Source organism: Modestobacter marinus, assembly GCF_019799945.1.
In the GTDB taxonomy this organism is placed as follows: domain Bacteria; phylum Actinomycetota; class Actinomycetes; order Mycobacteriales; family Geodermatophilaceae; genus Modestobacter; species Modestobacter marinus_B.
The window spans coordinates 1-25,015 of record NZ_JABGCH010000019.1; the positions used below are offsets into that span (position 1 = coordinate 1).

General features: G+C 74.0%; 24 protein-coding genes. 13 read left to right on the forward strand and 11 right to left on the reverse strand.

The window, feature by feature from the left end; translation table 11 throughout:
* Window positions 1-362 precede the first annotated feature (362 nt).
* Together HK417_RS15595 and HK417_RS15600 are read right to left on the reverse strand one after the other, a co-directional pair.
* The gene (locus HK417_RS15595) at window positions 363-992 is read right to left on the reverse strand and encodes an alpha-ketoglutarate-dependent dioxygenase AlkB (protein ID WP_222268077.1); all 630 of its coding nucleotides are present in this window, start codon (window positions 990-992) and stop codon (window positions 363-365) included.
* Between the two features lie 111 nt (window positions 993-1,103).
* Window positions 1,104-3,344 carry a RecQ family ATP-dependent DNA helicase gene (locus HK417_RS15600; protein ID WP_261326900.1) on the reverse strand — a complete coding sequence of 747 codons (2,241 nt, stop codon included), beginning with the start codon at window positions 3,342-3,344 and terminating at the stop codon, window positions 1,104-1,106.
* 79 nt (window positions 3,345-3,423) lie between these two features.
* Here HK417_RS15600 and HK417_RS15605 point away from each other — a divergent pair, with 79 nt between their 5' ends.
* The 4 genes from HK417_RS15605 to HK417_RS15620 all read left to right on the forward strand — a co-directional run bounded on the left by HK417_RS15605 (window position 3,424) and on the right by HK417_RS15620 (window position 6,881).
* Entirely contained in the window at window positions 3,424-4,251 is an 828-nt protein-coding gene (locus HK417_RS15605) for a PHP domain-containing protein (protein ID WP_222268079.1), read from the forward strand.
* 53 nt (window positions 4,252-4,304) lie between these two features.
* Window positions 4,305-4,718, forward strand: coding sequence for a hypothetical protein (locus HK417_RS15610; RefSeq protein ID WP_222268081.1), 414 nt, complete (start codon window positions 4,305-4,307; stop codon window positions 4,716-4,718).
* 68 nt (window positions 4,719-4,786) lie between these two features.
* Complete coding sequence (locus tag HK417_RS15615) at window positions 4,787-5,740, forward strand: carbamate kinase (protein ID WP_222268082.1); 954 nt, start codon at window positions 4,787-4,789, stop codon at window positions 5,738-5,740.
* A 37-nt stretch (window positions 5,741-5,777) separates the two neighbouring features.
* A complete protein-coding gene (locus HK417_RS15620) occupies window positions 5,778-6,881 on the forward strand; it encodes a ring-opening amidohydrolase (protein WP_222268085.1) in 1,104 nt (367 codons plus the stop codon).
* Between the two features lie 13 nt (window positions 6,882-6,894).
* On the opposite strand, the gene HK417_RS15625 is transcribed toward HK417_RS15620, so the two are convergent.
* Both HK417_RS15625 and HK417_RS15630 read right to left on the reverse strand, forming a co-directional pair.
* On the reverse strand, window positions 6,895-7,065 hold the full coding sequence (locus HK417_RS15625) for a hypothetical protein (RefSeq protein ID WP_222268087.1): 171 nt from the start codon (window positions 7,063-7,065) through the stop codon (window positions 6,895-6,897).
* Between the two features lie 34 nt (window positions 7,066-7,099).
* Entirely contained in the window at window positions 7,100-7,879 is a 780-nt protein-coding gene (locus HK417_RS15630) for an SDR family NAD(P)-dependent oxidoreductase (protein WP_222268089.1), read from the reverse strand.
* Window positions 7,880-8,003: 124 nt separating this feature from the next.
* Here HK417_RS15630 and HK417_RS15635 point away from each other — a divergent pair, with 124 nt between their 5' ends.
* On the forward strand, window positions 8,004-8,285 hold the full coding sequence (locus tag HK417_RS15635) for a DUF1905 domain-containing protein (RefSeq protein ID WP_222268091.1): 282 nt from the start codon (window positions 8,004-8,006) through the stop codon (window positions 8,283-8,285).
* Between the two features lie 31 nt (window positions 8,286-8,316).
* On the opposite strand, the gene HK417_RS15640 is transcribed toward HK417_RS15635, so the two are convergent.
* The 4 genes from HK417_RS15640 to HK417_RS15655 form a co-directional block, all read right to left on the reverse strand.
* Window positions 8,317-8,559, reverse strand: coding sequence for a DUF7660 family protein (locus HK417_RS15640; protein ID WP_222268093.1), 243 nt, complete (start codon window positions 8,557-8,559; stop codon window positions 8,317-8,319).
* Window positions 8,560-8,605: 46 nt separating this feature from the next.
* Entirely contained in the window at window positions 8,606-8,872 is a 267-nt protein-coding gene (locus tag HK417_RS15645; RefSeq protein WP_222268094.1) for a hypothetical protein, read from the reverse strand.
* Between the two features lie 62 nt (window positions 8,873-8,934).
* Entirely contained in the window at window positions 8,935-10,338 is a 1,404-nt protein-coding gene (locus HK417_RS15650; protein WP_222268096.1) for a DUF1116 domain-containing protein, read from the reverse strand.
* Entirely contained in the window at window positions 10,331-11,794 is a 1,464-nt protein-coding gene (locus HK417_RS15655; protein ID WP_308123620.1) for an FdrA family protein, read from the reverse strand. Before HK417_RS15655 ends, HK417_RS15650 begins: the two co-directional genes overlap by 8 nt.
* A 111-nt stretch (window positions 11,795-11,905) precedes the next feature.
* Between HK417_RS15655 and HK417_RS15660 the strand changes: the two genes are divergently transcribed.
* The 7 genes from HK417_RS15660 to HK417_RS15690 all read left to right on the forward strand — a co-directional run bounded on the left by HK417_RS15660 (window position 11,906) and on the right by HK417_RS15690 (window position 19,809).
* Complete coding sequence (locus tag HK417_RS15660; protein ID WP_222268098.1) at window positions 11,906-12,781, forward strand: FAD binding domain-containing protein; 876 nt, start codon at window positions 11,906-11,908, stop codon at window positions 12,779-12,781.
* Window positions 12,778-13,332, forward strand: a complete 555-nt coding sequence (locus HK417_RS26515; protein ID WP_222268100.1) for a (2Fe-2S)-binding protein — start codon at window positions 12,778-12,780, stop codon at window positions 13,330-13,332. The genes HK417_RS15660 and HK417_RS26515 overlap by 4 nt, the downstream gene beginning before the upstream one ends.
* Entirely contained in the window at window positions 13,329-15,749 is a 2,421-nt protein-coding gene (gene cutA, locus HK417_RS15670) for an aerobic carbon-monoxide dehydrogenase large subunit (protein WP_222268102.1), read from the forward strand. The genes HK417_RS26515 and cutA overlap by 4 nt, the downstream gene beginning before the upstream one ends.
* 10 nt (window positions 15,750-15,759) lie before the next feature.
* The gene (locus HK417_RS15675) at window positions 15,760-16,404 is read left to right on the forward strand and encodes an SRPBCC family protein (protein ID WP_222268104.1); all 645 of its coding nucleotides are present in this window, start codon (window positions 15,760-15,762) and stop codon (window positions 16,402-16,404) included.
* A gap of 55 nt (window positions 16,405-16,459) precedes the next feature.
* Complete coding sequence (locus HK417_RS15680) at window positions 16,460-17,872, forward strand: amidase family protein (RefSeq protein ID WP_222268106.1); 1,413 nt, start codon at window positions 16,460-16,462, stop codon at window positions 17,870-17,872.
* On the forward strand, window positions 17,872-18,480 hold the full coding sequence (locus HK417_RS15685; RefSeq protein ID WP_222268108.1) for a TetR/AcrR family transcriptional regulator: 609 nt from the start codon (window positions 17,872-17,874) through the stop codon (window positions 18,478-18,480). The genes HK417_RS15680 and HK417_RS15685 overlap by 1 nt, the downstream gene beginning before the upstream one ends.
* A gap of 117 nt (window positions 18,481-18,597) precedes the next feature.
* Window positions 18,598-19,809: a sensor domain-containing phosphodiesterase gene (locus HK417_RS15690; protein WP_222268110.1), complete on the forward strand. Its 1,212-nt coding sequence runs from the start codon at window positions 18,598-18,600 to the stop codon at window positions 19,807-19,809.
* Between the two features lie 6 nt (window positions 19,810-19,815).
* Here the strand turns inward: HK417_RS15690 and HK417_RS15695 are convergent, their stop codons facing one another.
* The 3 genes from HK417_RS15695 to HK417_RS15705 all read right to left on the reverse strand — a co-directional run bounded on the left by HK417_RS15695 (window position 19,816) and on the right by HK417_RS15705 (window position 23,648).
* Window positions 19,816-20,637 (reverse strand): hypothetical protein, encoded by an 822-nt coding sequence (locus HK417_RS15695; RefSeq protein WP_222268112.1) that lies wholly within the window; start codon window positions 20,635-20,637, stop codon window positions 19,816-19,818.
* Window positions 20,638-20,933: 296 nt separating this feature from the next.
* On the reverse strand, window positions 20,934-22,409 hold the full coding sequence (locus HK417_RS15700; RefSeq protein ID WP_222268114.1) for an MFS transporter: 1,476 nt from the start codon (window positions 22,407-22,409) through the stop codon (window positions 20,934-20,936).
* A 129-nt stretch (window positions 22,410-22,538) separates the two neighbouring features.
* The gene (locus HK417_RS15705; RefSeq protein ID WP_222268116.1) at window positions 22,539-23,648 is read right to left on the reverse strand and encodes an ABC transporter ATP-binding protein; all 1,110 of its coding nucleotides are present in this window, start codon (window positions 23,646-23,648) and stop codon (window positions 22,539-22,541) included.
* A 192-nt stretch (window positions 23,649-23,840) separates the two neighbouring features.
* On the opposite strand from HK417_RS15705, the gene HK417_RS15710 reads away from it, so the two are divergent.
* Complete coding sequence (locus HK417_RS15710) at window positions 23,841-24,902, forward strand: M24 family metallopeptidase (protein WP_222268118.1); 1,062 nt, start codon at window positions 23,841-23,843, stop codon at window positions 24,900-24,902.
* Window positions 24,903-25,015 lie beyond the last annotated feature (113 nt).

Consider the following 25,015-nt stretch of genomic DNA (forward strand, 5'->3'; position numbering starts at 1 on the left):
GATGAACTTGAATCCATGGCCGAGAACCGAGAATTGGCACTCTCGATATCAATCAACCAAAGGAACCCACCAGAATCCGAAGACCCCGGATGGGGGAATTGTTACATGGCACTGACTTTCGGCACGCTGTTGAGTTCTCAAGGAGCGGACGCGCACGGAAACCCGACCGAACTGCTCCGGTCATCATCCGCGGCGGTGATCCCACACTACACCGGGCTCCGCAACAGCCTCACCACAGGGGCTCGGCCGACGGTTTCCCAGACCCTTCCAGGCCCGGTCCGTTCTCGCTCGGTGCAGAAAGAACAGTACACGCCCCACCCAGCCCCCGCACGGGGACCCCCGGCGCCCGGCGACGGCCGGGCTCAGGCGACCCCGCGCGGCCGGAACTGGACGCTCACCCGTGGGCCGACGGCCTTGGCGGTCTTGGGGATGCAGTGCTCCCACGTGCGCTGGCAGGAGCCGCCCATCACCACGAGGTCGCCGTGCCCCAGCGGGAAGCGGAGGCTCTCCCCGCCACCGACCGGACGGAGCAGCAGCGGGCGTGGGGAGCCGAAGCTGACGATCGCGACCATCGTGTCCTCCGTCCGGCTGCGACCGATGCGGTCCCCGTGCCAGGCGACGCTGTCCCGCCCGTCCCGGTACAGGCACATGCCCGCCGTGACGAACGGCTCGCCCAGCTCGGGGCCGTAGTGGGCGTTGAGCGCCTCGCGGGCCTCGGTCAGCGTCGGGTGCGGCAACGTCTCACCGCCGCCGTACCAGCGCAGCAGTCGGGGGACGGCCACCTCGCGCTCGTACATCTGCCGCCGGTCGGCCCGCCAGCCGATGTCCCCGAGCAGGACGTCGAGCACCGCATCGGACCCCTCGATCCAGCCGGGCAGGTGGTCGACCCAGGCGCCGCGACTCAGGCGGTGCCGGACGACCCGGCCGGCGAGCGGAGTGAGCACCGGTTCCGCGGCGACGTCCCACATGGACGGCTGGTGCGCGAGCGACATGCGAGCACGCTACTCCGGGTTTCGCACACCTGTTCGAAAACCTGTGGACAAGCAGAAGAAGCCCGTCCTCGTCACCCCCTGCAGGCTCGGGGCGAGCCTGCAGGGGGCTCTTCAGGCGGACAGCGCCAGCACGAACGGCAGGACCGACCCGGCGCCCGCCAGCCGGAGCTCCCGGCCGGCCACCGTGACCGTCCACCGGGAGTCGGCAAGGTCGTCGACGAGCAGCACCGGCGCGTCCCCCAGGGCCGTCAGGTGGGAGCGGAGCTCCGGCCCCACGACGATCCGCTGCCACACCCCGGCCAGCCGGAAGGCGCTGTTGCCCCCGGGACCCCCGGTCGGCCCGCCGTGCGCCAGGTCGAGGGCGCCCAGGTAGGGCAGCCGGCCGAGCCGGGCGAGACCTTGCGCCACGCCGGTGACCAGGGTGGGGCGCCGGCGCGAGGGCATCGCGACCACGGCGCCCGGCCGCTGGGCCCAGGCCCAGGCGCCGAGCACGCGCGCACAGGCTTTGAGCAGCTCCTCGTCCGGCGGGGCGTCGGTGGCGGACCCGGGCCGGATGACCCGGTGGGTCACGTCGAACGCGGCGTCCGGGTCCTCCTCGAGCGGAGGGGCCTCGACGTCCTCGGCCAGGGTGGCGACTCCGCCGACGCCGTCGTCCCCGAGCAGGCTACGCAGCCGCTGCCCCCAGCCCAGGTCGGTGAGCCGGGCGACGGCCCGGCCGGGCTCCACCTGCTCCGCCGGCGCGATCTTGCCCTTCACCTGAACCCCGAGCCGGTCGACCCCGGTGGGCCACTGCGCCCGCGGCGCCAGCTCCACGCCGGGGCGGTCGAGCCGGGCCGAGGCGGCCTCCGCCGCACCGGCGGGGACGTCGGTGGCGTACCACGGGCCGGCGCACACGTCGCAGCGGCCGCAGGGGGCGGCGGTCGGGTCGTCGAGCGCCTCCTGCAGGAAGGCCATACGGCACCGGGCGGACCCGACCGGCTTGGCGTAGGCGAGCATCGACCGCTGCTCGGCCTCCCGGGTGGCGGTCACCCGGGAGTAGCGCTCCGCGTCGTACACCCACGGGACACCGGTGGAGCGCCAGCCACCCTGGACCCGCTCGACCGCCCCGTCGACCGCGAGCACCTTGAGCAGGAGCTCCAGTCGGGAGCGGCGGACGTCGGCGACCGTCTCCAGCCGGGCGACTGACCACGCCCTCCCGTCGGCCATCGCGGTCAGCACCGCGGCGGCGTGGTCCTCCCGCGGCATGGAGGAGGTGGCGAACCACTGCCAGATCGCGAGGTCCTCCGGCCCGGGCAGCAGCAGGACGTCGGCGTGCTCGACCGCGCGGCCGGCGCGACCGACCTGCTGGTAGTAGCTGACCGGCGACGACGGGGCCCCCAGGTGGACGACGAAGCCAAGGTCCGGCTTGTCGAAGCCCATCCCCAGCGCGGAGGTCGCGACCAGCGCCTTCACCCGGTTCTCCCGCAGCGCCTCCTCGGCGTCCTTGCGGTCGGCGTCGTCGAGCCGGCCGGTGTAGGCGCGCACCTGGTGGCCGGCGTCGCGCAGCAGGGCGGCCGTCTCCTCGGCCGCGGCGACGGTCAGCGTGTAGACGATCCCGCTGCCCGGCAGGTCCTCGAGGTGCGCGGCGAGCCAGGCCAGTCGGGAACGGTCGGTGTCGAGCCGCAGCACGCCCAGGCGCAGCGAGTCCCGGGCCAGGGGCCCGCGGACCGTGGTCACCTCGACCCCGCCGGCCCCGAGCTGCTCGGCGACGTCGGCGACCACCCGCTCGTTGGCCGTCGCCGTGGTGGCCAGCACCGGCGTGCCGGACGGCAGCTGGCCCAGCAGGTCGCGGATCCGGCGGTAGTCGGGCCGGAAGTCGTGCCCCCAGTCGGAGACGCAGTGCGCCTCGTCGACGACCAGGAGCCCGCAGCGGGAGACCAGCGCCGGCAGCTGCTCGTCGCGGAACCGCGGGTTGGTGAGCCGCTCGGGCGAGACCAGGAGCACGTCGACGTCGTCGGCGGCCAGCCGGGCGTTGATGTCGTCCCACTCGGTGACGTTCGAGCTGGAGATCTCCACCGCCTTGATGCCGGCGCGGGACGCGGCGGCGACCTGGTCGCGCATCAGCGCCAGCAGCGGGCTCACCAGGAGGGTGGGGCCGGCGCCGCGGCGGCGCAGCAGCGCGGTGGAGACGAAGTAGACCGCGGACTTGCCCCACCCGGTGCGCTGCACGACCAGCGCCCGCTGCTGCCGCTCCACCAGCGCGGCGACGGCGGCGTCCTGCCCCTCGCGGAAGACGGCGTCGGCGCGGCCGGTGAGCTCGCGCAGCACCCCCAGTGCTTCGTCGGCCAGGTCCGTGGCAACAGGGGCGCTCATGCCCACGACCGTAGGCGGAGGCACCGACATCGCCGACCCGGTGTGCAGCGACTGTGGACGGGCGGTTGGATGAGCAGCGATGCTGCCGCCGGACAACCACGTGCACTCGGAGTTCTCGTGGGACACCGGGCCCCGGGCCTCACTGCTGCGTGCCTGCCAGCGGGCGGTCGAGGTGGGCCTGCCCGCCATCTCCTTCACCGAGCACCTCGACTTCACGGTGTGGGGCGCCGACGACCGGGCCACCGCCGATGGCCTGACCGACCGCTTCCCGGCCAACCAGCTGCCCATCGACGTCGACCTGTACGCGGAGACCATCTGGGAGGCCCGGCAGCGGTTCCCCGAGCTGCGGGTGTGGTCCGGGGTCGAGGCCGGTGAGCCGCACATGTTCGGCGGCAGCGTGGCGGCGCACCTCGGCCGCGCGCCGGTCGACCGCATCCTCGGCTCGCTGCACTCCCTGCCGGTCGACGGGCGGCTCATCGGGGTGAACCGGCTGCTGCACGCGCCCGGCATCGACGTGATCGGCACGATGCGCCGGTACCTGACCGAGATGGTCACGATGATCGACAGCAGCGACGTCTTCCAGGTGCTCGCGCACTGCGACTACCCGCGCCGGTACTGGCCCGGCGGACGCGACGCCTATCCGGAGGCGCTGTTCGAGGAGGAGTACCGGGCGGTCTTCCGGGCGCTGGCCGGCGGTGGCCGGGCGCTCGAGGTGAACACGACCAGTCCGTTGTGGTCGGTGGAACTTCTCCGCTGGTACCACGAGGAGGGCGGGGATGCGGTGAGCTTCGGCAGCGACGCGCACCAGCCGCACCTCGTGGGGCAGCGCTTCGACCTGGCCGTCGACGTCGTCGAGCAGGCCGGTTTCCGGCCGGGACGCGACCGATTCGACTTCTGGCGTCGATAGGTCGACAGGACCCGGTCACGACCGGGCCGGGAACTGCCGATGACGACGACGTGATGGGACAGGCTCTCTTCGACGGCACCTTCTCCACCGAAGCGGTGGCGGCTGCGGGCCACGCCGTGGTCGACCGGCTGCACACCGAGGCGATGGCGACGATCGCCTCCCTCGCCGAGAACTGGGACACGCCGGTGGAGGACACCCCGGCGGTCGAGGGCGACGCGCCCGTGGCCTTCGAGAACCCGGCCACGTGGTCGGTCGAGGACGAGGACGACGACGAGATCCGGGTGCTGCAGGCCTTCGAGCTGCCGGCCCTGCTCGCCCGGCCGCGGCCGGCCGCCCCGATCGAGGTGCCGGCCGAGGTGCCCGCCGACGACGAGGCCCGCGCGCTGGAGACCGTCGACGCCGTCGACACCGACCAGTTCGCCGTCCAGACCCGGCCGCGGGACGACCGGCCGTCCGTCGCAGCCTGACGAACGGCCCGTCCCAGGGGCGGGGCCGAGCACTTCAACGCCGAGGAACTCGTCGCTAGGGTCGCGCGATGACCGTCCCGCAGCGCGTGGTCGTCGCCCTCGGCGGCAACGCGATGACGGGCCCGGACGGCTCGGCGACGCCGCGTGCGCAGCGCGAGGCGATCGCCGTCGCGGCCCGGCACCTCGCCGCCGTCGTCGGTCTCGGCGTGCCCGTCGTGGTCACCCACGGCAACGGCCCCCAGGTCGGGAACCTGCTGGTCAAGAACGAGCTGGCGGCGCACGTCGTCCCGCCGGTGCCGCTGGACTGGAACGTCGCGCAGACCCAGGCCACGATCGGGTTCACCCTCGCCGACGAGCTGGACGCCGCCTTCGCCGCCCGCGGTCTCCCGCACCGCACCGCGGTCCTGGTCACCCGCACGCTCGTCGACCCCGACGACCCGGGGTTCGCCACCCCCAGCAAGCCGGTCGGCCGCCACCTCCCCCGCGAGGAGGCGCAGCGGTTCCTCGACCTGGGCCAGGTGTGGGAGGACCGCGGTGCGCGCGGCTGGCGGCGGGTTGTCGCCTCGCCGGAACCGCGGTCGGTCGTCGACGCGCCGGCCATCCACGCCCTGGTCGACGCCGGCTTCGTCGTCGTCTGTGCCGGCGGTGGGGGCATCCCCGTGGTGGACGACCGCCGGGACGGGCACGCGCTGCGCGGGGTCGAGGCGGTCATCGACAAGGACCTGACCGCCGCCCTGCTGGCGAGGGAGGTCGCCGCCGACACGCTCGTCATCGCGACCGACGTCCCGCAGGTGCAGGTCGGCTTCGGGACGCCGTCGGCCCGCCCGCTGCAGCGGGTACCGGCCGGCGAGATGCGCGCACACGCGGCCGCGGGCGAGTTCGCCCGCGGCAGCATGGGCCCGAAGGTCGAGGCCGCCCTCCGGTTCGTCGAGGGCGGCGGCCGCCGCGCCGTCATCACCTCCCTGGAGCACATCTCCGACGCCGTCGGGAACGACGACGTCGGCACCGTCATCACCCCCTGAGCCCGGTCCGCCACCCACCCCGACGAGAGGACACCGCATGCCCGCACCGATCGAGGTCCGCAAGGTCCCGCTGCACCACGTCAGTGACGCCTCGGAGCTGGCGAGACTCATCGACGACGGCGTCCTGGCCGCCGACCGGGTGGTCGCCGTCATCGGCAAGACCGAGGGCAACGGCGGTGTCAACGACTACACCCGGATCATCGCCGACCGGGCGTTCCGCGAGGTGCTGCTGGAGAAGGGCTCGCGCAGCAAGGAGGAGGTCGGGCAGGTCCCGATCGTGTGGTCCGGCGGCACGGACGGCGTGCTCAGCCCGCACGCGACGATCTTCGCCACCCTGCCCGAGGACGCGGTGGAGAAGACCGACGAGCCGCGGCTGACCGTCGGCTACGCGATGAGCGACGTCCTGCTGCCCGAGGACATCGGCCGGATCTCCATGGTCGAGAAGGTCGCCGAGGGCGTGCGGCGGGCGATGGAGGCCGCCGGGATCACCGACCCGGCCGACGTCCACTACGTGCAGACCAAGACCCCGCTGCTCACGACCGAGACCATCCGCGACGCCAAGGCGCGCGGCAAGGACACCTACTACGACGAGCCGCACGGCTCGATGGACCTGTCCAACGCGACGACCGCGCTGGGGATCGCGGTGGCGCTGGGCGAGATCGCGCTGCCGGCGCAGGAGCAGGTCATGCGCGACCTGTCGCTGTACAGCGCGGTGGCCTCCTGCTCGTCCGGGGTGGAGCTGGACCGGGCGCAGATCGTGCTGGTCGGCAACGCCCGCGGGCACGGCGGCGACTACCGCATCGGCCACGCGGTGATGACCGACGCGCTGGACACCGACGGCATCTATAACGCCGTCCGGAACGCCGGGCTCGACCTGCCCGAGCGGCCGCACCCGAGCGACCTCGGCGACCGGCTGGTCAACGTCTTCCTCAAGTGCGAGGCGGACCCGAGCGGCTACGTCCGCGGTCGGCGCAACGCGATGCTCGACGACTCCGACGTCTTCTGGCACCGGCAGATCAAGGCCGCCGTCGGCGGGGTCGCCGCCGCCGTGACCGGTGACCCGGCGGTGTTCGTGTCGGTGGCGGCGGTGCACCAGGGCCCGTCCGGTGGCGGCCCGGTGGCGGCGATCGTCCGGGCCTGAGCGGGCCGGCAGCTCAGGCGCGGGCGGCGAGCACCCGGGCGGCATCCCGTTCGGCCTCGGGGTTGACCACGCCGGCCCGGGAGCCGCGGGCCTCGTCCATGGCCGCCGCCACCGCGGCCCGCTCCTCGGCGGACCCGCCGCGCACGTACGGGGAGATGTCGACGACGGGGACGGCGAAGGTCACGGCCCCACCCTGGCCGACCGGTGTTGCCCGCGGGTCACGGGAGGATCGCGTCGACGTAGCCGCCGTCCACGCGCAGCGCGCCACCGGTGGTCGCCGAGGCCAGCGGCGAGGCGAGGTAGACGCACATGTTCGCGATCTCCTCGGGCTCGATCAGCCGCTGCAGCAGCGACTGCGGCCGGTGCAGCCGCATGAACTCGCGCTGGGCCTCGTCCCACGGCAGGTCCGCGCCGACCAGGGAGTGCACGAACTCCTCCACGCCCCCGGTGTGCGTCGGGCCGGCGAGCACCGAGTTCACCGTGACCCCGGACCCGGCCGCCTCCTTCGCGAAGCCCCGGGAGACGGCGAGCAGGGCCGTCTTCGTCATGCCGTAGTGGATCATCTCGGCCGGGATGGCCACCGCCGAGTCGCTGCCGATGTACTGGATGCGCCCCCAACCGCGCTCCCGCATGCCGGGCAGGTACGCCCGGGTCAGCCGGACGGCGGTCAGCACGTTGGTCTCGAAGTAGCGGCGCCACTCGTCGTCGGTGATCTCCAGCGCCGGCCGAGCGCCGAAGATGCCCAGGTTGTTGACCAGGACGTCGACGTCCGGCACCTGCTCGAGCAGCCGCGCCGTCCCCTCGTCGGTGGTCACGTCACCGGCGACGGCGGTGACCTCGCCGTCCAGGCCGGCGGCGGCCGCGTCGAGCGTGGCCGCGTCCCGCCCGGTGAGGACGACGGACGCCCCGGCCCGCGCCAGGCCCGCCGCGATCGCCAGGCCGATGCCCTGTGACGAGCCGGTGACCAGGGCCCGCTTCCCGCTGAGGTCGATCTGCATGGTCAGCACCAAGCCGCGCGACCCTGCCCGTGTTCCGGTGCGCGTGAGGCCCACGCGGCGATGAGTTCCCGGCGGCCCGAGGGTCCCATCGGTGCGACGACCACGAGCTGGATGGGGGCCCGGGATGACCACGCTCGACGAGCGGTTCACCGCTCAGCTGCTCAAGAGCCCGGCCGAGGGTGGCTGGACCTACCTCGTGTGGCCGGACTCGGTCGGGTTCTTCGGAACCCGGGGCCTGGTGAAGGTGCGCGGGACGATCGACGGGCACCCGTTCCGGAGCTCGTTCATGGCCCTGGGCGACGGCACGCACAAACTGCCGGTCAAGGCCGAGGTCCGTGACGCGATCGGCAAGCGGGCCGGGGACACGGTCGACGTGCACCTGACCGAGCGGGTCACGCCGGGCTGAGCCGGCCGCGGGCGGACGACGTCCTGCGGGCTCACTCGTAGCCGGCCGCGCCCAGCAGCAGTTCCGCGGCGAACCGCCAGGCGGCCGGGTCGGCGGCGAAGAGGTCGGACTCCCCCAGCGCCAGGCCGTCGCGGATCCAGACCTGCAGCTGCTCGAGGAACTCGTCGAGGGTGAGGTCCTCGACGTCGTCGTCCCGGCGGAGGCGGGCGACGAAATCGGCGAACGACTCCGCGTCCTGCACCCGGTCGATCCCGTCGGCGGTCAGCTCGCTCATGGCGGCTCCCCTTCCCTGCCCGCGGCCGATCTCACACCCGCTGGGCTCAGCGTTCGTCCGGCGCCTTGCCGGCGTGGTCGACCAGGTCCGCGGCGCTCTCGACCTGCCCGTGCATCCGGGCGCACGAGGCGCAGCAGAAGAAGGTGCCGTCGGCCTCGACGCCGTGCCCGACGACCTTCACGCCGCAGTGCTCGCAGACCGGGGCGAGGGCGTGGATGGCGCACTCGAAGCTGTCGAACACGTGCACCGCCCCGGCGGCGTGCACCTCGAAGCTGAGCCGGTAGTCGTTGCCGCACACCTCACAGCTGGCCATGGGACCCCTCCGTCGACGCGAGCTCGACCGGCGGACTACCCGGGCACGCGCCGCGGTAACGGTCAGACGACGGCGCGGGACTCCTCGGCGAGCGCGGTCAGCGCCTGCTCGAAGCACTCCTGCGGCGGCTGCACCAGCCCGGCGCCGACCTGCCCGGTACCGGCGACCCGCCCGGCCATCCCGGTGTTGATCTGGGGCAGCCAGCCGGTGCGGGCGACGGCGAGGACGTCGATGCCGGTCGGCGCCCCGCGGAACCCCAGCACCGGGATCTGCATCGCCGGGTTCTCGGCCAGGGTGAGCTGGTACATCCGCTCGGTGGTCGCCAGCGCGTCGGGGACGGTCCCTCCGACGAACCGGACGATCGCCGGGGCCGCCGCCATCGAGAACCCGCCCACGCCGTAGGTCTCCATGATCGAGGAGTCGCCGATGTCGGGGTTGGCGTCCTCGGGGCCGAAGTCGCCGAGGAACAACCCGACCGGGGTGTTCGCCGGAGCGGTGAACCAGCGGTCGCCGGTGCCGGCGGTCTGGATGCCGAACTCGGTGCCGTTCCGGGACATGACGGTGACCAGCGTCGAGCCGGGGACGTCGCGAGCGGCGTCCATCGCGAGCTTCGCCGTCGGCATGCCGAGGTTGAGGTAGAAGTGCTCGTTGCCGCCGATGAACCGCAGCGCATCGGCGACGTCGGCCGAGGGCGCGTCGACCGCGACGATCGCCGGGGCCAGGTCGCGCAGCGTCATCAGCGAGCCGGCCCGGTTGCGGTTGTGGCCCTCGTCGCCCATCTGCAGCATCTGGGCGAGCACGGCCTTGACGTCCAGCGGCTCGGGTCGCGACCGGACGGCCTTCGACAGCAGCGGGCCGAGGACGTCGCGCATCCAGGCCAGCCGGGTCAGCACCTCCTCGTTGAAGGCGCCCATCCGCAGCACCTTGCCCAGGCCCTCGTTGAGGTTGCAGTACGCCCGCCCACCGGAGACCGGATCCTCCAGGCACCACGTCCACATCGACGGGCTCGTCACCCCGGCCATCGGGCCGACCGCGCGGTGGTGGTGGCACGGGTCGAGCGCGACCTCGCCGGCGGCCAGGACCCGCTGCGCCTCCTCGACGGTGGCGGCCCAGCCCTCGAACAGGCAGGCGCCGATCAGCGCCCCGCGCATGGGCCCGGACGCGGCCTCCCAGGTCAGCGGCGGACCGGAGTGCAGCAGCGTCCGCTCGTCGACGTCGAGCACCTCGCGGGCGGGCCGGACGTCGACCAGCACCGACCCCGCCGCGAGCACCCGCTCGACCGCCGTCCGGTTGGCCGTCGCGCGGCGTGGGTCGAGCGCCAGCTGCGCGAGGTCCGCGGGGCGGCCGAAGCCCGGCGGCCGCCAGTCGACGTCGGTCACGTCGGCCCCCTGCGCGCGCAGGGCGGTCGAGAACACCTCGACCCCGGCGGCGACGATCGCCGGCGGCGCGGACAGCAGCTCACTCATCGCGCGATCCGATCAGCTCGAGGGCGTGGCGGGCTGCCTGGGCGTTGCTGGCGAACACCGCGGCGCCGGCCTCGGCCAGCGCGTCGGCCTGCCGGGACCAGCCCTGGGGGTCGGCCTCGGTGCCGACCAGCGCGACGACGGCCGGCAGACCGGCGGCCTGCAGCGCCGGCGCGAGGGCGGCGGCCGGATCCGGGTCGGCGCCGTGCCCGAGGACGACGTCGAGCAGCAGGACGGCGGGCTCCCCGCTGTCCGCGAGCGCCGCGATCGCCTCCAGCCGCAGCGTCGGGTCGATCATCGGATGGGCGCGGCCCACGGTGAGCGCGTCGTCGCCGAAGTCCACAACCACGTGCCCCCGCGCCCGCAGGTCGGTGCCCAGGTCGAGCTCCCGCCGCAGCGGGGTGTTGGACCGGACGTCGCCGAGCACGGGCGCGGCGAGCAGCATCGCCTCGTCGGCGAGGGTGCCGCCCGAGTAGAAGCCCTTGAGCACCGCGCCGGGCGGCACGGCGTCGGCGGCGTGCGGCCGGGACGGCCACTCGGGGATGGCGACCCCCAGGTCGGCCAGCAGCGCCTCGACCGCCGCGGTGAGGTCCGGCCGCTCGGGACCCAGGACCGCGGACCGGACCGGCACCGCGAGCCGCCCCGCCGCGTCGGCCACCCGTTCGGCGACCGCGGGCGCCGGTGGCTTGGAGACCAGCAGCACCCGCTCGGTGCCCGGGTCGTCGGCCAGCGCCGCGAGGGCGTCGAGGGTGGCCAGCCCGCCGACCGCCGCGGACAGGTCTCGACCCCCGACGCCGAGCACGTGCGAGACGCCGACCCCGGCCGCGTCGAGCAGGCAGCTGACCTGCTGGGCGCCGGTGCCGCTGGCCGCGACCAGCCCCACGGGCCCGCGGCGGACGACGTTGGCGAAGCCCAGGGCCAGGCCGGACACGATCGCCGTTCCGCAGTCGGGGCCCATGACCAGGACGCCTGCGTCGTGCGCGGACCGCTTGAGCGCGACCTCCTGCTCGACCGGCACGCCGTCGCTGAAGACCAGGACCGATCGGCCGGCCGCGATGGCGTCGGCGGCCTCGAGGGCTGCGTAGGGGCCCGGCACGCTGACGACCGCGAGCGCGGGGTGCGCCGCGTCGGCGAGCGCGGCGCCGACGGTGCGGGCGGGGACCACCTGCGCGCGGCCGGCGCTCTCCCGGGCGGCGAGCGCGGCGTCGACGGCGGTGAGCGCGGCGGCCAGGGCGTCGTCGTCCGTGGCGCGCAGGGCGACGAGCAGCTGGTCGGGTGCGACCACGCCGTCGGGGGCCAGCCCCATGCCGGCGGCCAGCTCGAGGTTGAGCGGCGTGGCCATCGCGACCAGCACGGCGGTGACGCCGTCCCGCGCGCCGATGTCCCGGCTGACCTGCATCAGCCGCACGGAGTCGGCGTAGACGCCGCTGCGCAGGGAGACGTGCGTCCGATCGCTCACCCGGCGGGACGCTAGCCGCGGTTTGCTCAGCGGTGAAGGACTTCCGCGCCCCCTGGCCTGGTGACAGAGTGGCGCCTTCCACGTCGGCCGCTGCGCGTCGGGAGGTGCCCGGTGAAGCCCGCGCCCTTCGGCTATGCCGACCCGACGTCCGTCGCGGAGGCGCTGGACGTGCTCGCCGCCGAGGGCGACGGCGCGAAGGTGCTCGCCGGTGGGCAGTCGCTGATCCCGCTGCTGTCGATGCGGTTGGCTGCGCCGACCGCGCTGGTGGACATCAACCGGGTGGCCGGGCTGGACCGGATCTCGGCGTCGCCGGACGGCGTCCGGGTGGGCGCGCTCGTCCGGCACGCGCACCTGCTGGCGTCGGCCGAGGCGGCCGCCGTCCAGCCACTGCTCGGCCGGGCGACCGCGAACGTCGCGCACCCGGCGATCCGCAACCGCGGGACGACGGTCGGCTCCATCGCGCATGCGGACCCGTCGGGGGAGATGACCGCGGTCCTGGCGGTGACGGACGGATCCGTCACGGTCGCCCGTCCGGACGGCTCCACGACGGTCGGCTGGCGGGACCTCTTCGTCGGGCCGCTGGAGACCTCGTTGCACGGGGCCGCCGTCGTCGTCGACGCCTTCTTCCCCGCTCTCGCGCCGCGCTCGGGGACGGCGTTCGCCGAGATCGCCCGCCGCAAGGGTGACTACGCGGTGTGCGGTGCCGCCGTCGTCGTGACGCTCGACGAGGACCGCCGGGTCGCCGCCGCCCGCGCCGCCTACCTGTCGGTCGGCGCGATGCCCGAGGTGCACGACCTGACCGACGCGGTCGGCGGCAAGCCGGTCGACAGCGCCGACTGGACGGCGGCCGGCGAGCTGGCCCGCACCCTGGTCGACCCGGACGGCGATCTGCACGCCAGCGCCGACTACCGCCGGCTGCTGGTCGGCGCGCTGACCGCCCGCACGCTGGCCGAGGCTGCGGCCGAGGCGGAGCGGAGGACCCCGTGACCTCCACCGAGCGGACCATCTCCGTCGTCGTCAACGGTGTTCCACGTGAAGCCACCGTGCCGGTGCGCCGGCTGCTGTCCGACGTGCTGCGCCACGACCTCGGGCTGACCGGCACGCACGTCGGCTGCGAGCACGGGGTGTGCGGGGCGTGCACCGTGCTGCTCGACGGGCAGCCGACCCGCTCGTGCCTGGTCCTCGGCGTGCAGGCCGACGGGCACCGGGTGACCACCGTGGAGGGGCTGTCCCGGTCCGACCACCAGGGCGGGCAGGTCCTGCACCCGGTCCAGGAGGCGTTCCGGGAGTGCCACGCGCTGCAGTGCGGCTTCTGCACGCCCGGCTTCCTGACCACCATCGCCGCCGGGCTGGACACCCGGGACGCCACGCAGCCGATCACCGACGCGGAGGTCGACGAGCTGGTCGGCGGGAACCTGTGCCGCTGCACCGGCTACGCGAACATCAGGAAGGCCTGCCGGCACGCGGCCGAGGCCATGCGCGCGGCCACCGGGGCAGAAGTGGCCACTTCTGCCCCGGGTGAGGAGGCGGCGACGTGACCACCAAGTACTTCGGGGAGCCGGTCCGGCGGCGCGAGGACGCCCGGCTCGTCGTCGGCAAGGGGCGCTACCTCGACGACATCGGCGCCGACGCGTATGCGGCCGCGTTCGTCCGCAGCCCGCACGCGCACGCGCGGGTGGTGGACGTCGACGTCGGCCCGGCGCTGGACGTCGAGGGGCTGCTGGCGGTCTACACCTACGAGGACCTCACCGGCCCGATGGCCGAGCCGCTGCCCGTGCTCATCCCGCACCCCCAGCTCACGCACGCGCGCACCGGGTACCCGCTGGTCAAGGACGTCACCCGGCACGTGGGCGAGCCGATCGTCATGGTGGTGGCCACCGACCGGTACGTGGCCGAGGACGCCGCCGAGAAGATCGCGGTCACCTACGAGGAGCTCCCCGTGGTGGTCGGCGTCGACGCGGCGGAGGCGGCCCGGGTGCTGGTGCACGACGACGTCCCGGGCAACATCGCCGCCCGGCACCACCAGGAGACCGGCGACGTGGAGGCGGCGCTGGCCGCCAGCCGGCACACGCTCAGCTTCACCCAGTACGTCGAGCGCAGCGCCTCCATGCCGATGGAGGGCAAGGGCGTGCACGCCCGGTGGGACGACGCCGACTCCTCGCTGCGCGTCTACTCCAGCACCCAGGCGTCCACGTCGGTGCGGGCGGCGATCGCGGCCAAGCTCCAGCTGTCGCTGGAGAAGGTCGAGGTCATCGCCCCGGACGTCGGCGGCGGGTTCGGCGTGAAGATCGTGCACCCGTGGCCGGAGGAGCTGCTGGTGCCGATGGCCGCCCGGCTGCTCGGCCACCCGGTGAAGTGGGTGGAGGACCGGCGGGAGCACTTCGTCTCCAGCGCGCACGAGCGGCAGCAGCGACAGGAGATCACCGTCGGGTACGACGACGACGGGCGGATCACGGCGCTCGACGTCCTCGTCTGGCACGACAACGGCGCGTACACGCCCTACGGGATCATCGTGCCGATCAACACGGCCACCCAGCTGCTCGGGCCCTACGACATCCCCGTCTACCGGGCGCAGGTGTTCAGCGTCTACACCAACACCGTGGTCGTCACGCCGTACCGCGGGGCCGGGCGACCGCAGGGCTGCTTCGCGATGGAGCGGACGATGGACCGGATCGCCCAGGAGCGCGGGCTGGACCGGGCCGAGGTGCGGCTGCGGAACCTCATCCAGCCCGACCAGTTCCCCTACGACTGGGGGCTGACCTTCCAGGACGGCCGGCCGCTGGTCTACGACTCCGGGAACTACCCGGCGATGATGGCCAAGCTCATGGCGCTGGTCGACTGGGCCGGCTTCCCCGCCCGCCGGGCGGAGGCCGAGGCGCGCGGCAGGCTGCTGGGCATCGGCATGGCGCCGTACGTGGAGGGCACCGGGCCCGGGCCGTACGAGGGCGCGCACGTGCAGGTGCTCGGCAGCGGCAAGGTGCTGGTGTCGACCGGGCTGACGTCGCAGGGCCAGGGGCACGAGACGGTGTTCGCGCAGCTGGTGGCCTCCGAGCTCGGGGTGCCGATGGAGGACGTCGAGGTCACCACGGGCGACACCCGGCGGTTCGGGTACGCGGTGGGGACGTTCGCCTCCCGCGCGGCGGTGGTCAGCGGGAACGCGGTGGCGCTGGCCGCCCGGGGCGTCCGGGAGAAGGCGCTGCGGATCGCCGCCGACGTCCTGGAGGTCGATGCCTCGGACCTGGAGATCGCCGACGGCGTGGTCGGGGTGAAGGGGACGCCGGGTGCCACGATCCCGCTGCGCACCGTCGCCGTCCTGTCCAACCCGCTGCGGTACGCCTTCGACGAGGCCGCGCGGCAGGCCACCCAGTTCGCCGGCACCAGCGACGACTCCAAACCGCCGGTCTCCCCCGGCGACGCCCCCGGGCTGGAGCACACCGACTACTACTCCCCCATCCGTTCGACGTTCGCCTCCGGGGCGCACGCCGCGGTGGTCGAGATCGACCCGGCGACCTGGGAGATCGAGGTCGTGCAGTACGCGGTGGTGCACGACTGCGGCACCGTGGTGAACCCGATGATCGTCGAGGGCCAGGTGCACGGCGGGGTCGCGCAGGGCGTGGGCGGCGCGCTGTACGAGCGGATGGCCTACGACCGGGACGGGCAGCTGCTCAACGCCTCGTTCATGGACTTCCTCATGCCGTACGCGAGCGAGGTGCCGCCGGTGGACATCGACCACCAGTCGACGCCCTCGCCGCTGAACGCGCTGGGCATCAAGGGCGCCGGAGAGGCCGGGGTGATCCCCGGGTCCGCGGCGATCGCCTCGGCGATCGAGGACGCGGTCGGACGGCGGATCGCGGCGATGCCGATCTCCCCGTCGGAGCTGTACGACCTGGTGCGTTCGCCGTCGGCGGAGCGCGTGATCAACTCGTCGCCGCACGAAACAGGGGCCATGGCGTGAGGGGCAGGGCGTGAACCTGGACGGCAGTGCGGTGCTCCCGGCGTCGCCGGAGCAGGTGTGGGCGGTGATCACCGACCCGGCGGTGCTGCAGCGGGCGATCCCGGGATGCGAGTCGTTGACCCAGGTCGGCGAGGACAGCTACACGATCGTCGTCTCGGCCGGGGTGGGCGCGGTCCGGGGGAAGTACTCGGGTGAGGTGCGGCTGGCCGACCTGACGTTCCCGAAGGCGTTCGTGATGCACGCGTCGGGGTCCGGCGGGCCGGGGTCGGTGCGGGCGACGGTGCAGATCGGGCTGGAGCGGGTGGAGGCCGGCACCGAGCTGACCTGGTCGGCGGACGCCGTGGTCGGCGGGGCGGTCGCGGGCGTGGGCCAGCGGATGATCACCGGCGTCGCCAAGCGGATGGCCGGCCAGTTCTTCACCGCCGTCGAGCAGGAGCTGATGGCCCCGGCGCCCAACGTGGTGGCCCGGGTCGAGCCCGAGGCCGTTCCCGCGGGAACGTCGCAGGCGCCGGTCGCCCCCGTCGCCCAGATGCCGGCCCCGGTGGCCGGCTGGCTGCCCGCCGAGGCGCGGCCGCTGCTCGTGGGCGCCGCCGGTGGCGGCCTGCTCACGCTGCTCGGCGTCGTCGTGGGCTGGCTGCTCGGCCGCCGTCGCTGAGGACGGCGACGCCCTCCTCTTGCCAAAAGCGACTGGACCGTTCACTGTTCAGCCCATGCTGATCGGTGCGCACGAGTACCGCCGGTGGGACGCGGTCGAGATGGCCCGTCTGGTGCGTGCCGGGGAGGTGTCCGCCGCAGACCTGGCGGAGACGGCGCGCTCCCTGATCGACGAGGACCGGGCGCTGAACGCGGTCGCCGAAATGGCCGAGGACCTGCCGGCCGGTCCCCCCGTCCAGGGGCCGTTCGCCGGCGTCCCGTTCGCGGTCAAGGAGCTGCTGGCCTGGCCCGGCCTGCCCTGGACGATGGGCTCCCGGCTCATGGCAGCCAACCCGACACCCGGCCTCTCGCCGTACGCCGCCCGGATCAGGGACGCCGGACTCACCGTCCTCTGCTCCACCACCAGCTCGGAGTTCGGGCTGCTCGGCAGCACCGAGTCGGCCCTCCGCGGTGCCACGCTGAACCCGTGGGGTCCGGGGCTCTCCGCCGGGGGATCGTCCGGCGGCTCGGCCTCCCTGGTGGCGGCCGGCATCGTGCCCATGGCCCACGGGAACGACGCCGGCGGCTCGCTGCGCGTGCCCGCAGCGCTGACCGGTCTGTTCGGCTTCAAGCCGTCGAACCGACGCCCCGCCCCGACCGGTCCGGACATGCCGGGGCTGTCGGCCCTGCTCGTGGAGCACTGCATCACCCGGACGGTGCGCGACAGCGCCCACTTCCTCGCGGCCACCGAACGCACCGGACCGGGCGCCGTCCATCCCCCGATCGGACCGGTCACCGGACCCAGCGCCACCAGGCTCCGGATCGGGGTGCTGACGCAGACCCTGACCGGGCGCGAACCCGAGGATGCCGTGGCCAGGGAGGTGAACCGGGCGGCCGAGCTGTGTGCAGCGTTGGGTCACCACGTCGAGGCCGCCGAGGCGCCGGCAGTGGACGGCGACGCGCTGAGCCGCGGGTTCTTCACCGCGGCCGCGGTGACCATGTCGCAGGTCGCGGGGATGGTGACGGGCATGCTCGGCCGCGCCCCGGGGCCGGAGGAGCTCGAGGCGTTCACCCTCGAGCTCATCGACTGGGGAGCGACGCTGGGCCCGGCGGCCCGGGCCGACGGTGAGAAGGCGCTGCGCGATGCCGCCCGGGTGTACCTCGGGCTGTTCGAGCGGCACGACGTGGTGCTCAGCCCCACCCTGGCCCGCACGTGCTGGTCGTTGGGGCACCTCTCGCCGGCCGCCGGCCGGGAGACGCTGATCCGGCGCACCGAGGAGGCCGTCGGCTACACCCCGGTGCACAACGCCGCCGGCTGCCCCGGCATGTCGGTCCCGCTGGGCCACTGCGACGGGCTGCCGATCGGGATCCACGTCGCCGCAGCGCCCGGTGCCGACCGGCTCCTGCTCGCCCTGGCCCACGAGCTCGAGGCGGCGGCCCCCTGGGCGGACCGGGTGCCCGACACCGGCTGGCTGGATCGGCACCGCTGATGGCCCAGGTCCTCAAGGACGCCGTGCGGTCCCGCATCCGGGACGCGGCGCTGCGTTGCTTCGCCCACCAGGGCTACGCCGGTACCTCGATGGCCGGCATCGCCGCCGCCGCTGGGACCGCCCCGGCGAACGTCTACCGGTACTTCTCCTCCAAGGAGGCGCTGTTCGCCGCCGTCGTGCCGGCCGAGCTGGCCGACCGCCACGACGAGCTGCTGGACACCCGGATCGCGGCGCTCGCGGACAGCGGCCGGGACCGCGACGCCGCCGCGGCCGAGTTGCTGGACTTCTGGCTGGCCCACCGCCTGGCCGTCAGCGTGCTGCTCGACCGCGCCGAGGGCACGCCCCTCGCCGGCTACCCCGCCTCCTTCGTCCGGCGGCTCGTCGACCACGCCGAGCGAGCCCTGCCCACGGGCCCGTCACCGGCGCACGAGGACCTCCTCCACCTCGTGTTCGACAACACCCGCCGAGCGATCGCACGGATCCTGGCGACCGCGACGGACGACGACCACGCCCGCGCCCTGATCACCGGCTTCTGGAGCTACCAGGTCCCGGGGCTCGACGGCCTGATCGCGCACATCGCAGCGGACTCGCCGCGGACGACCACCTGACCGGGAGTGCGGGCCACCACCCCGACCGGGTGAGGACCGCCGGTCATCCGGCTGCGGGTCTGTAGCGCGCGATCGAACCTGCCGATGGTCTGCCCAGGCAACCACCGGGGAGGGCACGTGCGCAGACAGCGCTCGGAGGCGGACCAGCAGATCGCCGATCTGCTGCGGACCGCCCGCAGGTCGCTGCAGCTCAGCGTCGCCTTCCTCAGCCGCCTGGACGGCACGACCCAGCACCTCGAGGTCGTCGACTCCGCGATCCCGCTGGTCTTCCACGACGGCATCACGCAGGCCCAGGAGACCACCTTCTGCCAGCTGGTCCTGGACGGCCGGCTGCCCGCGGTCATGCCCGACATGCGGAAGTCCCCGCTCGCGATGAGCCTGCCCGTCGCGCGGGTCCCCCGGATCCGCAGCTACGTGACCACCCCGGTCCGGCTGAGCGACGGCTCCGTCTACGGCACCCTCTGCGCCTTCGGGTTCACCTCGGACCCCGAGCTGACCACCCGCGACAAGTCCCTGATGGACGTCCTGGCCTCGGCCGCCTCGGTCATCATCGAGCCGGGGCTGCGCGAGCAGCAGCGGCGCGACGAGATCGGGCACCGCCTCGACCCGGTCCTGGCGCAGGGCGGGCCGACCGTCGTCCTCCAGCCCATCGTCGACCTCACCACCGGCGAGCGGCGCGGCGCCGAGGCGCTCAGCCGCTTCCCCGCCGAGTGGGGCCTGACGCCGGACGTGGTCTTCGCGCAGGCGCACGGCGTCGGCCTCGGCGACCCCCTCGAGCTGCTCGCCCTGCAGCGCGCCGCGGACCACCTGGCCGCCGTGACCGGCTACGTGTCGATGAACGTCTCCCCCGCGACCCTGCTGACCCCCGGGTGCCTGGACCTGCTGGCCGGCCTGCCGCTGCCCCGGGTCCTGCTGGAGCTGTCCGAGCACGACCCGGTCGAGGACTACGCCGCCCTCCAGGAGGCCCTGGACCCGCTCCGCGCCCGCGGCCTGCGGCTGGCCATCGACGACGTCGGCGCCGGGTTCAGCAGCCTGCGGCACATCGTGGTGACCGCGCCCGACGTGATCAAGATGGACCGCAGCATCGTCACGCACGTCGACACCGATCCGGTCCTGGCCAAGCTGGCCCGCTCACTCGTCGAGTTCGCGCACGGCATCGACGTCCGCGTCGTCGCCGAGGGCGTGGAGACCGCGGCGGAGCACGCGGTGCTCCGCGCGCTGGGCGTGGACGACGGGCAGGGCTGGCACTTCGGCCGCCCCGGCCCCGCCGACCTGCTCTGGGACGCTCCCGCCGCCGCGGTCCCCGGGACGCTGCCCGTCGCCCCCTGAGCCGGCTCAGATGCAGGTGTGGTTGTAGTCGAGATCGGTGGTGAACTGGGTCATCTCGATGATCCCGCCCGGCGTGAGCGGCGCCAGCCCGCAGTTGGCCTGGGCGCCCTCGAGGGTGTTGCCGGTGGGGCGCCAGTTGGACAGGCCGTTCAGGCTGCTGGTGGAGCTCACCCCGTTGCCGACGATCAGGTTCCACTGGTACCTCGTCGAGTACAGCCCCACGCCACGGGAGCCGATCGAGGTGAAGTACTCCGTCATCCCCTCCAGCACGGCGGCGTTCCTGGTGTCGCCACCGGGGCTGTAGTCCCAGCTGTTCGCCACCTCGACGTCCAGCCACCACATGTACTGCTCGGGATGGCTGATCCCGCGGATGGTGGCGTCGTCGTGGGCCCGCTCCCAGCCGTACTGGTACGCACACGGCCGCGAGTTCGAGCCGTCGCAGTCGCCGTAGCGGTTCGAGCCGGACTGGGGCCACGAGCCGGCACCCGCCGGGTTGGCCGTGTTGACGTACAGCTGGACGTCGTCGTGCACGGTGCCGCCGGTCGCCTGCGCCGCCCAGGCCAGGTGTTCGGCCAGACAGGGATTCGTCGTGGTGGGCTTGCCGCCGTTGACGCCGACGATGGCGAACGCGTGCCCGGGCGCCAGGGGCCTGCCGCACTGCGGGTAGGAGACGTCGACTCCCAGCAACGGGGCGGCCTGAGCGCCAGTGGACCACGACAGGGCCAGGACGGGGACCGCGAGGAGGACCGCCGCAGCCCGCTGCGCCCACCGCCGACGTCCAGGGTCCTGCGCGGCCGCCGGTGTCCGTCGTCGCGCGGAGACGCGCACCCGGAGACGGTGGGGTGTGCTCGGCATTCTCATCGACGTCCCCGCTGTGGTCGGCGAACCGGACGGAGGCAACCCTGGCGAGACTGTCCGGAGCATGTCAACGGAACGCCGTCGTCCGCCGCACGGCGCGCCCACCCGGGCCGACCGGTGTCCAGCACCGTGTCTGCGCAGGTCAGCCGCCGGTTCCGGGCCGCGATGCGGGGCGGGGGACAGCGACGTGCGCGACGATCAGATGAGACGCACCGTCCCGGCCAGGTGACGCACCGACACGAGCGTGCTCCCTGGGGCGGTGCGCGTCACTCGGAGTCCTTGCCCACCAGGGTGCCGCCGGCGACGAGGGCCGCCTCGGGGTGGCGGTACTCGACGTCCGGCTCGGCGTGCGTCCGCGGGTCCCGGGGCACCCCGGGGATGAGCAGCGCGGCCAGCGCCGCGAGCAGCATCGCGGCGGCGAGCACGAGGAAGCCGAGGACGTAGCCGCCCTCGGTGGGCAGCCCGGTCGGTCCGGCGTGGGCGGTGATCACCGACGCCGTGACCGCGGCGCCGATCGCCCCGCCGACCGTCCGGATGTTGGCGTTCATCCCGCTGGCCACTCCGGTCTGGTGCGGTGGCACGGCGGCGACCACGAGGTTCGACATCGCGGCGAAGACCAGGCCGAAGCCTGCGCCGATCACCGCGGAGCTCGCGTAGATCTCCCACCGCTCGTCGTGCACCAGCGCGAACAGCAGGTAGCCCAGGCCGCCCACCAGCACGCCGGCGACCAGCGACGCCTTCGACCCGACCCGCGCGGCGATCCGCCCGGCCATCAGGCCGAGGACGAACGAGGTGACCGTCTGCGGCAGGTTCATCAGCCCTGACTCGGTCACCGAGGCACCGAAGCCGTACCCGGCCGTGGGCGGCGTCTGGACGAACTGCGGCAGGAACGCGAAGGCCGCGTACATCGCCACCCCGACCAGCAGGGCCACCAGGTTGTTGGCCCACACCGCGCGGATCCGCATCATCCGCATGTCCACCAGCGGGTGGGTGGCGCGCGACTCGACGACCACCCAGCCGCCGGCCAGCACGACGGCGACCGCCAGCAGCACGAGCACCCGGGGCGATCCCCAGCCCCACGACGGCGCCTGCGAGACCGGCAGCAGCAGCGCGACCAGCCAGCCGGCCAGCAGCAGCGCGGCCGCCCAGTTGATCCGGCCCTCGGTGCGCACCGGCGACTCGGGCACCAGGAAGACGGCCGCGAGCGTGGCGACCGCCAGGACGATCAGCGGCAGCCAGAACAGCCAGGTGTGGTCGAGGACGTCGACGATGGGGCCGGCCAGCACCAGTCCGGCGCCCGCGCCGACGGCGATCATCGCGGAGATGGTGCCGATCGCCCCGGCGATCCGGTGCCCCGGCAGCTCGTCGCGGATGATCCCGAAGGCCAGCGGGAGCATGCCGCCGCCGACGCCCTGCACGACCCGGGCGACGATCATCACGGTCAGGTCCTCCGCCAGCGCCGCCACCAGGCAGCCGACAGCGAGCGCCACCAGGGCGACGACGAACATCCGCTTCTTGCCGGTCATGTCGCCGAGCCGGCCCATGATCGGGGTGAAGATCGACGCGGACAGCAGGTAGGCGGTCATGATCCAGGTGACGTCCGCCTGGTTGGTGTGCAGCTCCTCCTGCAGCGTGGGCAGCACCGGCGTCACCAGCGACTGCAGCAGCCCGAACGCGACCACCCCCGTCGCCAGCACAGCGAAGGTGACGTCGTGGTGCGCGCGCCGCTCGGTGGTGCTCATGCAGGTGGACCGTCCCCGTGTTCTGCCGCAGGCTGCAGTTGCTCAGCTCAACCAGCAGCAACCGTAGCCGGGGCAGCCGGCGGCACGGCCAGGCCCGTGGGCCGCCCGCAGGGGCAGGGGCTCCTCCTGTCAGCTGGGCAGCCGCTCCCCGGTGCTGGTGGAGAAGACGTGCTCCTCACCCGTGCGGATGGCCAGGCTGACCTGCTCACCGGCCTGCGGGGGACGGCGGGCGTCGACCCGGGCCACGATCTGCTGGGTGTCGCCGCCGTGCAGGTGCTCGGCGACCTCCCGGTCCAGCAGCGAGGCGTAGACGTAGGCGTCCGAGCCGAGCTCCTCCACGAGGTCGACGCGGGCCCGGAACCCCTGCCCGTCGCTCGAGAGCTGCAGTGACTCGGGCCGGAAGCCGAGGGTGACGGTGGTGTCCGAGCCGGTGGCCGCCATGGTCTCCGCGGACAGCGGCACGGTGGTGTCGCCCAGCCGCGCCCCGCCGTCGGCCAGCGGCACCTCGGCGAGGTTCATCGCGGGCGAGCCGATGAACCCCGCGACGAAGGCGTTGCGCGGCCGGTCGTAAAGCTCGCGGGGGGTGCCGACCTGCTGCAGGAGGCCGTCCTTGAGCACCGCGACCCGGTCGCCCATGGTCATGGCCTCGACCTGGTCGTGGGTGACGTAGACGGTGGTGATGCCCAGCCGGCGTTGCAGGCCGGCGATCTGGGTGCGCGTCTGCACGCGCAGCTTGGCGTCGAGGTTGGACAGCGGCTCGTCCATCAAAAAGACCTGCGGCTGGCGGACGATCGCCCGCCCCATCGCCACCCGCTGCCGCTGCCCACCGGAGAGCGCCTTGGGCTTGCGGTCCAGGTAGGGGGTGAGGTCGAGCAGCTTGGCGGCCTCCTCGACCCGCTTGCGCCGCTCCTCCTTGCCGATCCCGGCGATCTTCAGCGCGAAGCCCATGTTGTCCGCGACGCTCATGTGCGGGTAGAGCGCGTAGTTCTGGAACACCATCGCGATGTCGCGGTCCTTGGGCGGGACGTCGCTGACGTCGCGGTCGCCGATCCGGATGGCGCCGCCGTCGACGTCCTCCAGGCCGGCCAGCATCCGCAGCGAGGTGGACTTGCCACACCCGGACGGGCCGACGAGCACGAGGAACTCGCCGTCCCGGATGTCCAGGTCGAGCTGATCGACGGCAGGCCTGTCGCTGCCGGGGTACAGCCGGGTCGCCTTGTCGTAGGTGACCGATGCCATGGGAGCTCCCTTGCTCGGGTGCCGCTGGTCGGCACCGTAGGACTGCGCTCACCCTGCGTCAGGTGCTTTCCCGTCGTCAACGGGGTGCCCCGCTGGTCAGCGACCCCGATGCGCCCAGCCGCACGGTCGAGGTGCACGCTGAGGTCGTCACTCCGGGACAGCACCCGACCGCCGGCCTGATCGAGGAGATCCGTGACCGACCGCGCCGAGAAGCGCCGCCTCGTGCTCGACCTGCTCCAGCGGACGGGGCACGAGCGCCTCGTCCTCACCGGCGTGGGCGCGCTGGCCTGGTACCTGGACGGCGCGCGGCCCGGCGTGGTGCTCTCCGCCGAGCGCGGCGTGGTCGCCGTCGTGGCCGGGCCGGACGGCGACACCGTGCTGACCCCGAGCAACGAGGTGGAGCGGCTGGTCGCCGAGGAGCTGCCGGACGACGTCGACGTGCGGGTGACCGACTGGTGGCAGCCGCTGCTCGGCCCGGACCTGGCGCCCGGCGCTCCCGGGGTGCTGCACGAGGACGACCCGGCCGGCGCTGAGGGGCTGCGCGCGGCCCGCGCGTCACTGCTGCCCGGCGAGCAGGACCGCTACCGCCGGCTCGGCCGGGACACGGCGGAGGCGATGACGGCGACGGCGCTGCTGCTCCGGCCGGACACCCCGGAGCGGGAGGCCGCGGCGATGCTGGCCCGGGAGCTCGTCGCCCGCGGCGCCGACCCGACGGTCGTGCTGGTCAACGGTGAGCCGCGGCGCGCCTTCCGTCACCCGTTGCCCACCGCCGGGCCGCTGGGCGAGCGGGTGATGATGGTCGTCTGCGCGCGGCGTCACGGGCTGATCGCCAACGCCACCCGGTGGGTCCGCTTCACCCCGCCGAGCAGCGAGCAGCAGGACGCCGACCGGCGCATCCGGGCCGTGGAGACCGCGTTCCTGGCCGCCACCCGGCCCGGCGCCACGCTCGGTGAGGTCCTCGCCGCCGGGATCGCGGCCTACGCCGAGCACGGGTTCGCCGCCGACGAGTGGACCCGGCACCACCAGGGTGGGCCGACCGGCTACGCGGGCCGCGACCCGGTGGCCACGCCGGGCAGTCCGCTGCCGGTCGTGACCGGGCAGGCGTTCGCGTGGAACCCCTCGGGCCCCGGGGTGAAGAGCGAGGACACCGTGCTGCTCGGCGGGGACGGCCTGGAGGTGCTCACCGCGGACGGGATCTGGCCGACCAGCCCCGACGCCCTCGGCCTGCCGCGCCCCGACGTCCTCGTGCGCTGAGGAGAGGACCCCCTGCCCCGGCCCCCTTGCAGGGGCCCGCCGCGAGCTCGACTGGCCCCGTCCAGGGCACCGCCCTGAGCTTGCGAAGGGTGGGGAGGACGGGGTCCTTCCAG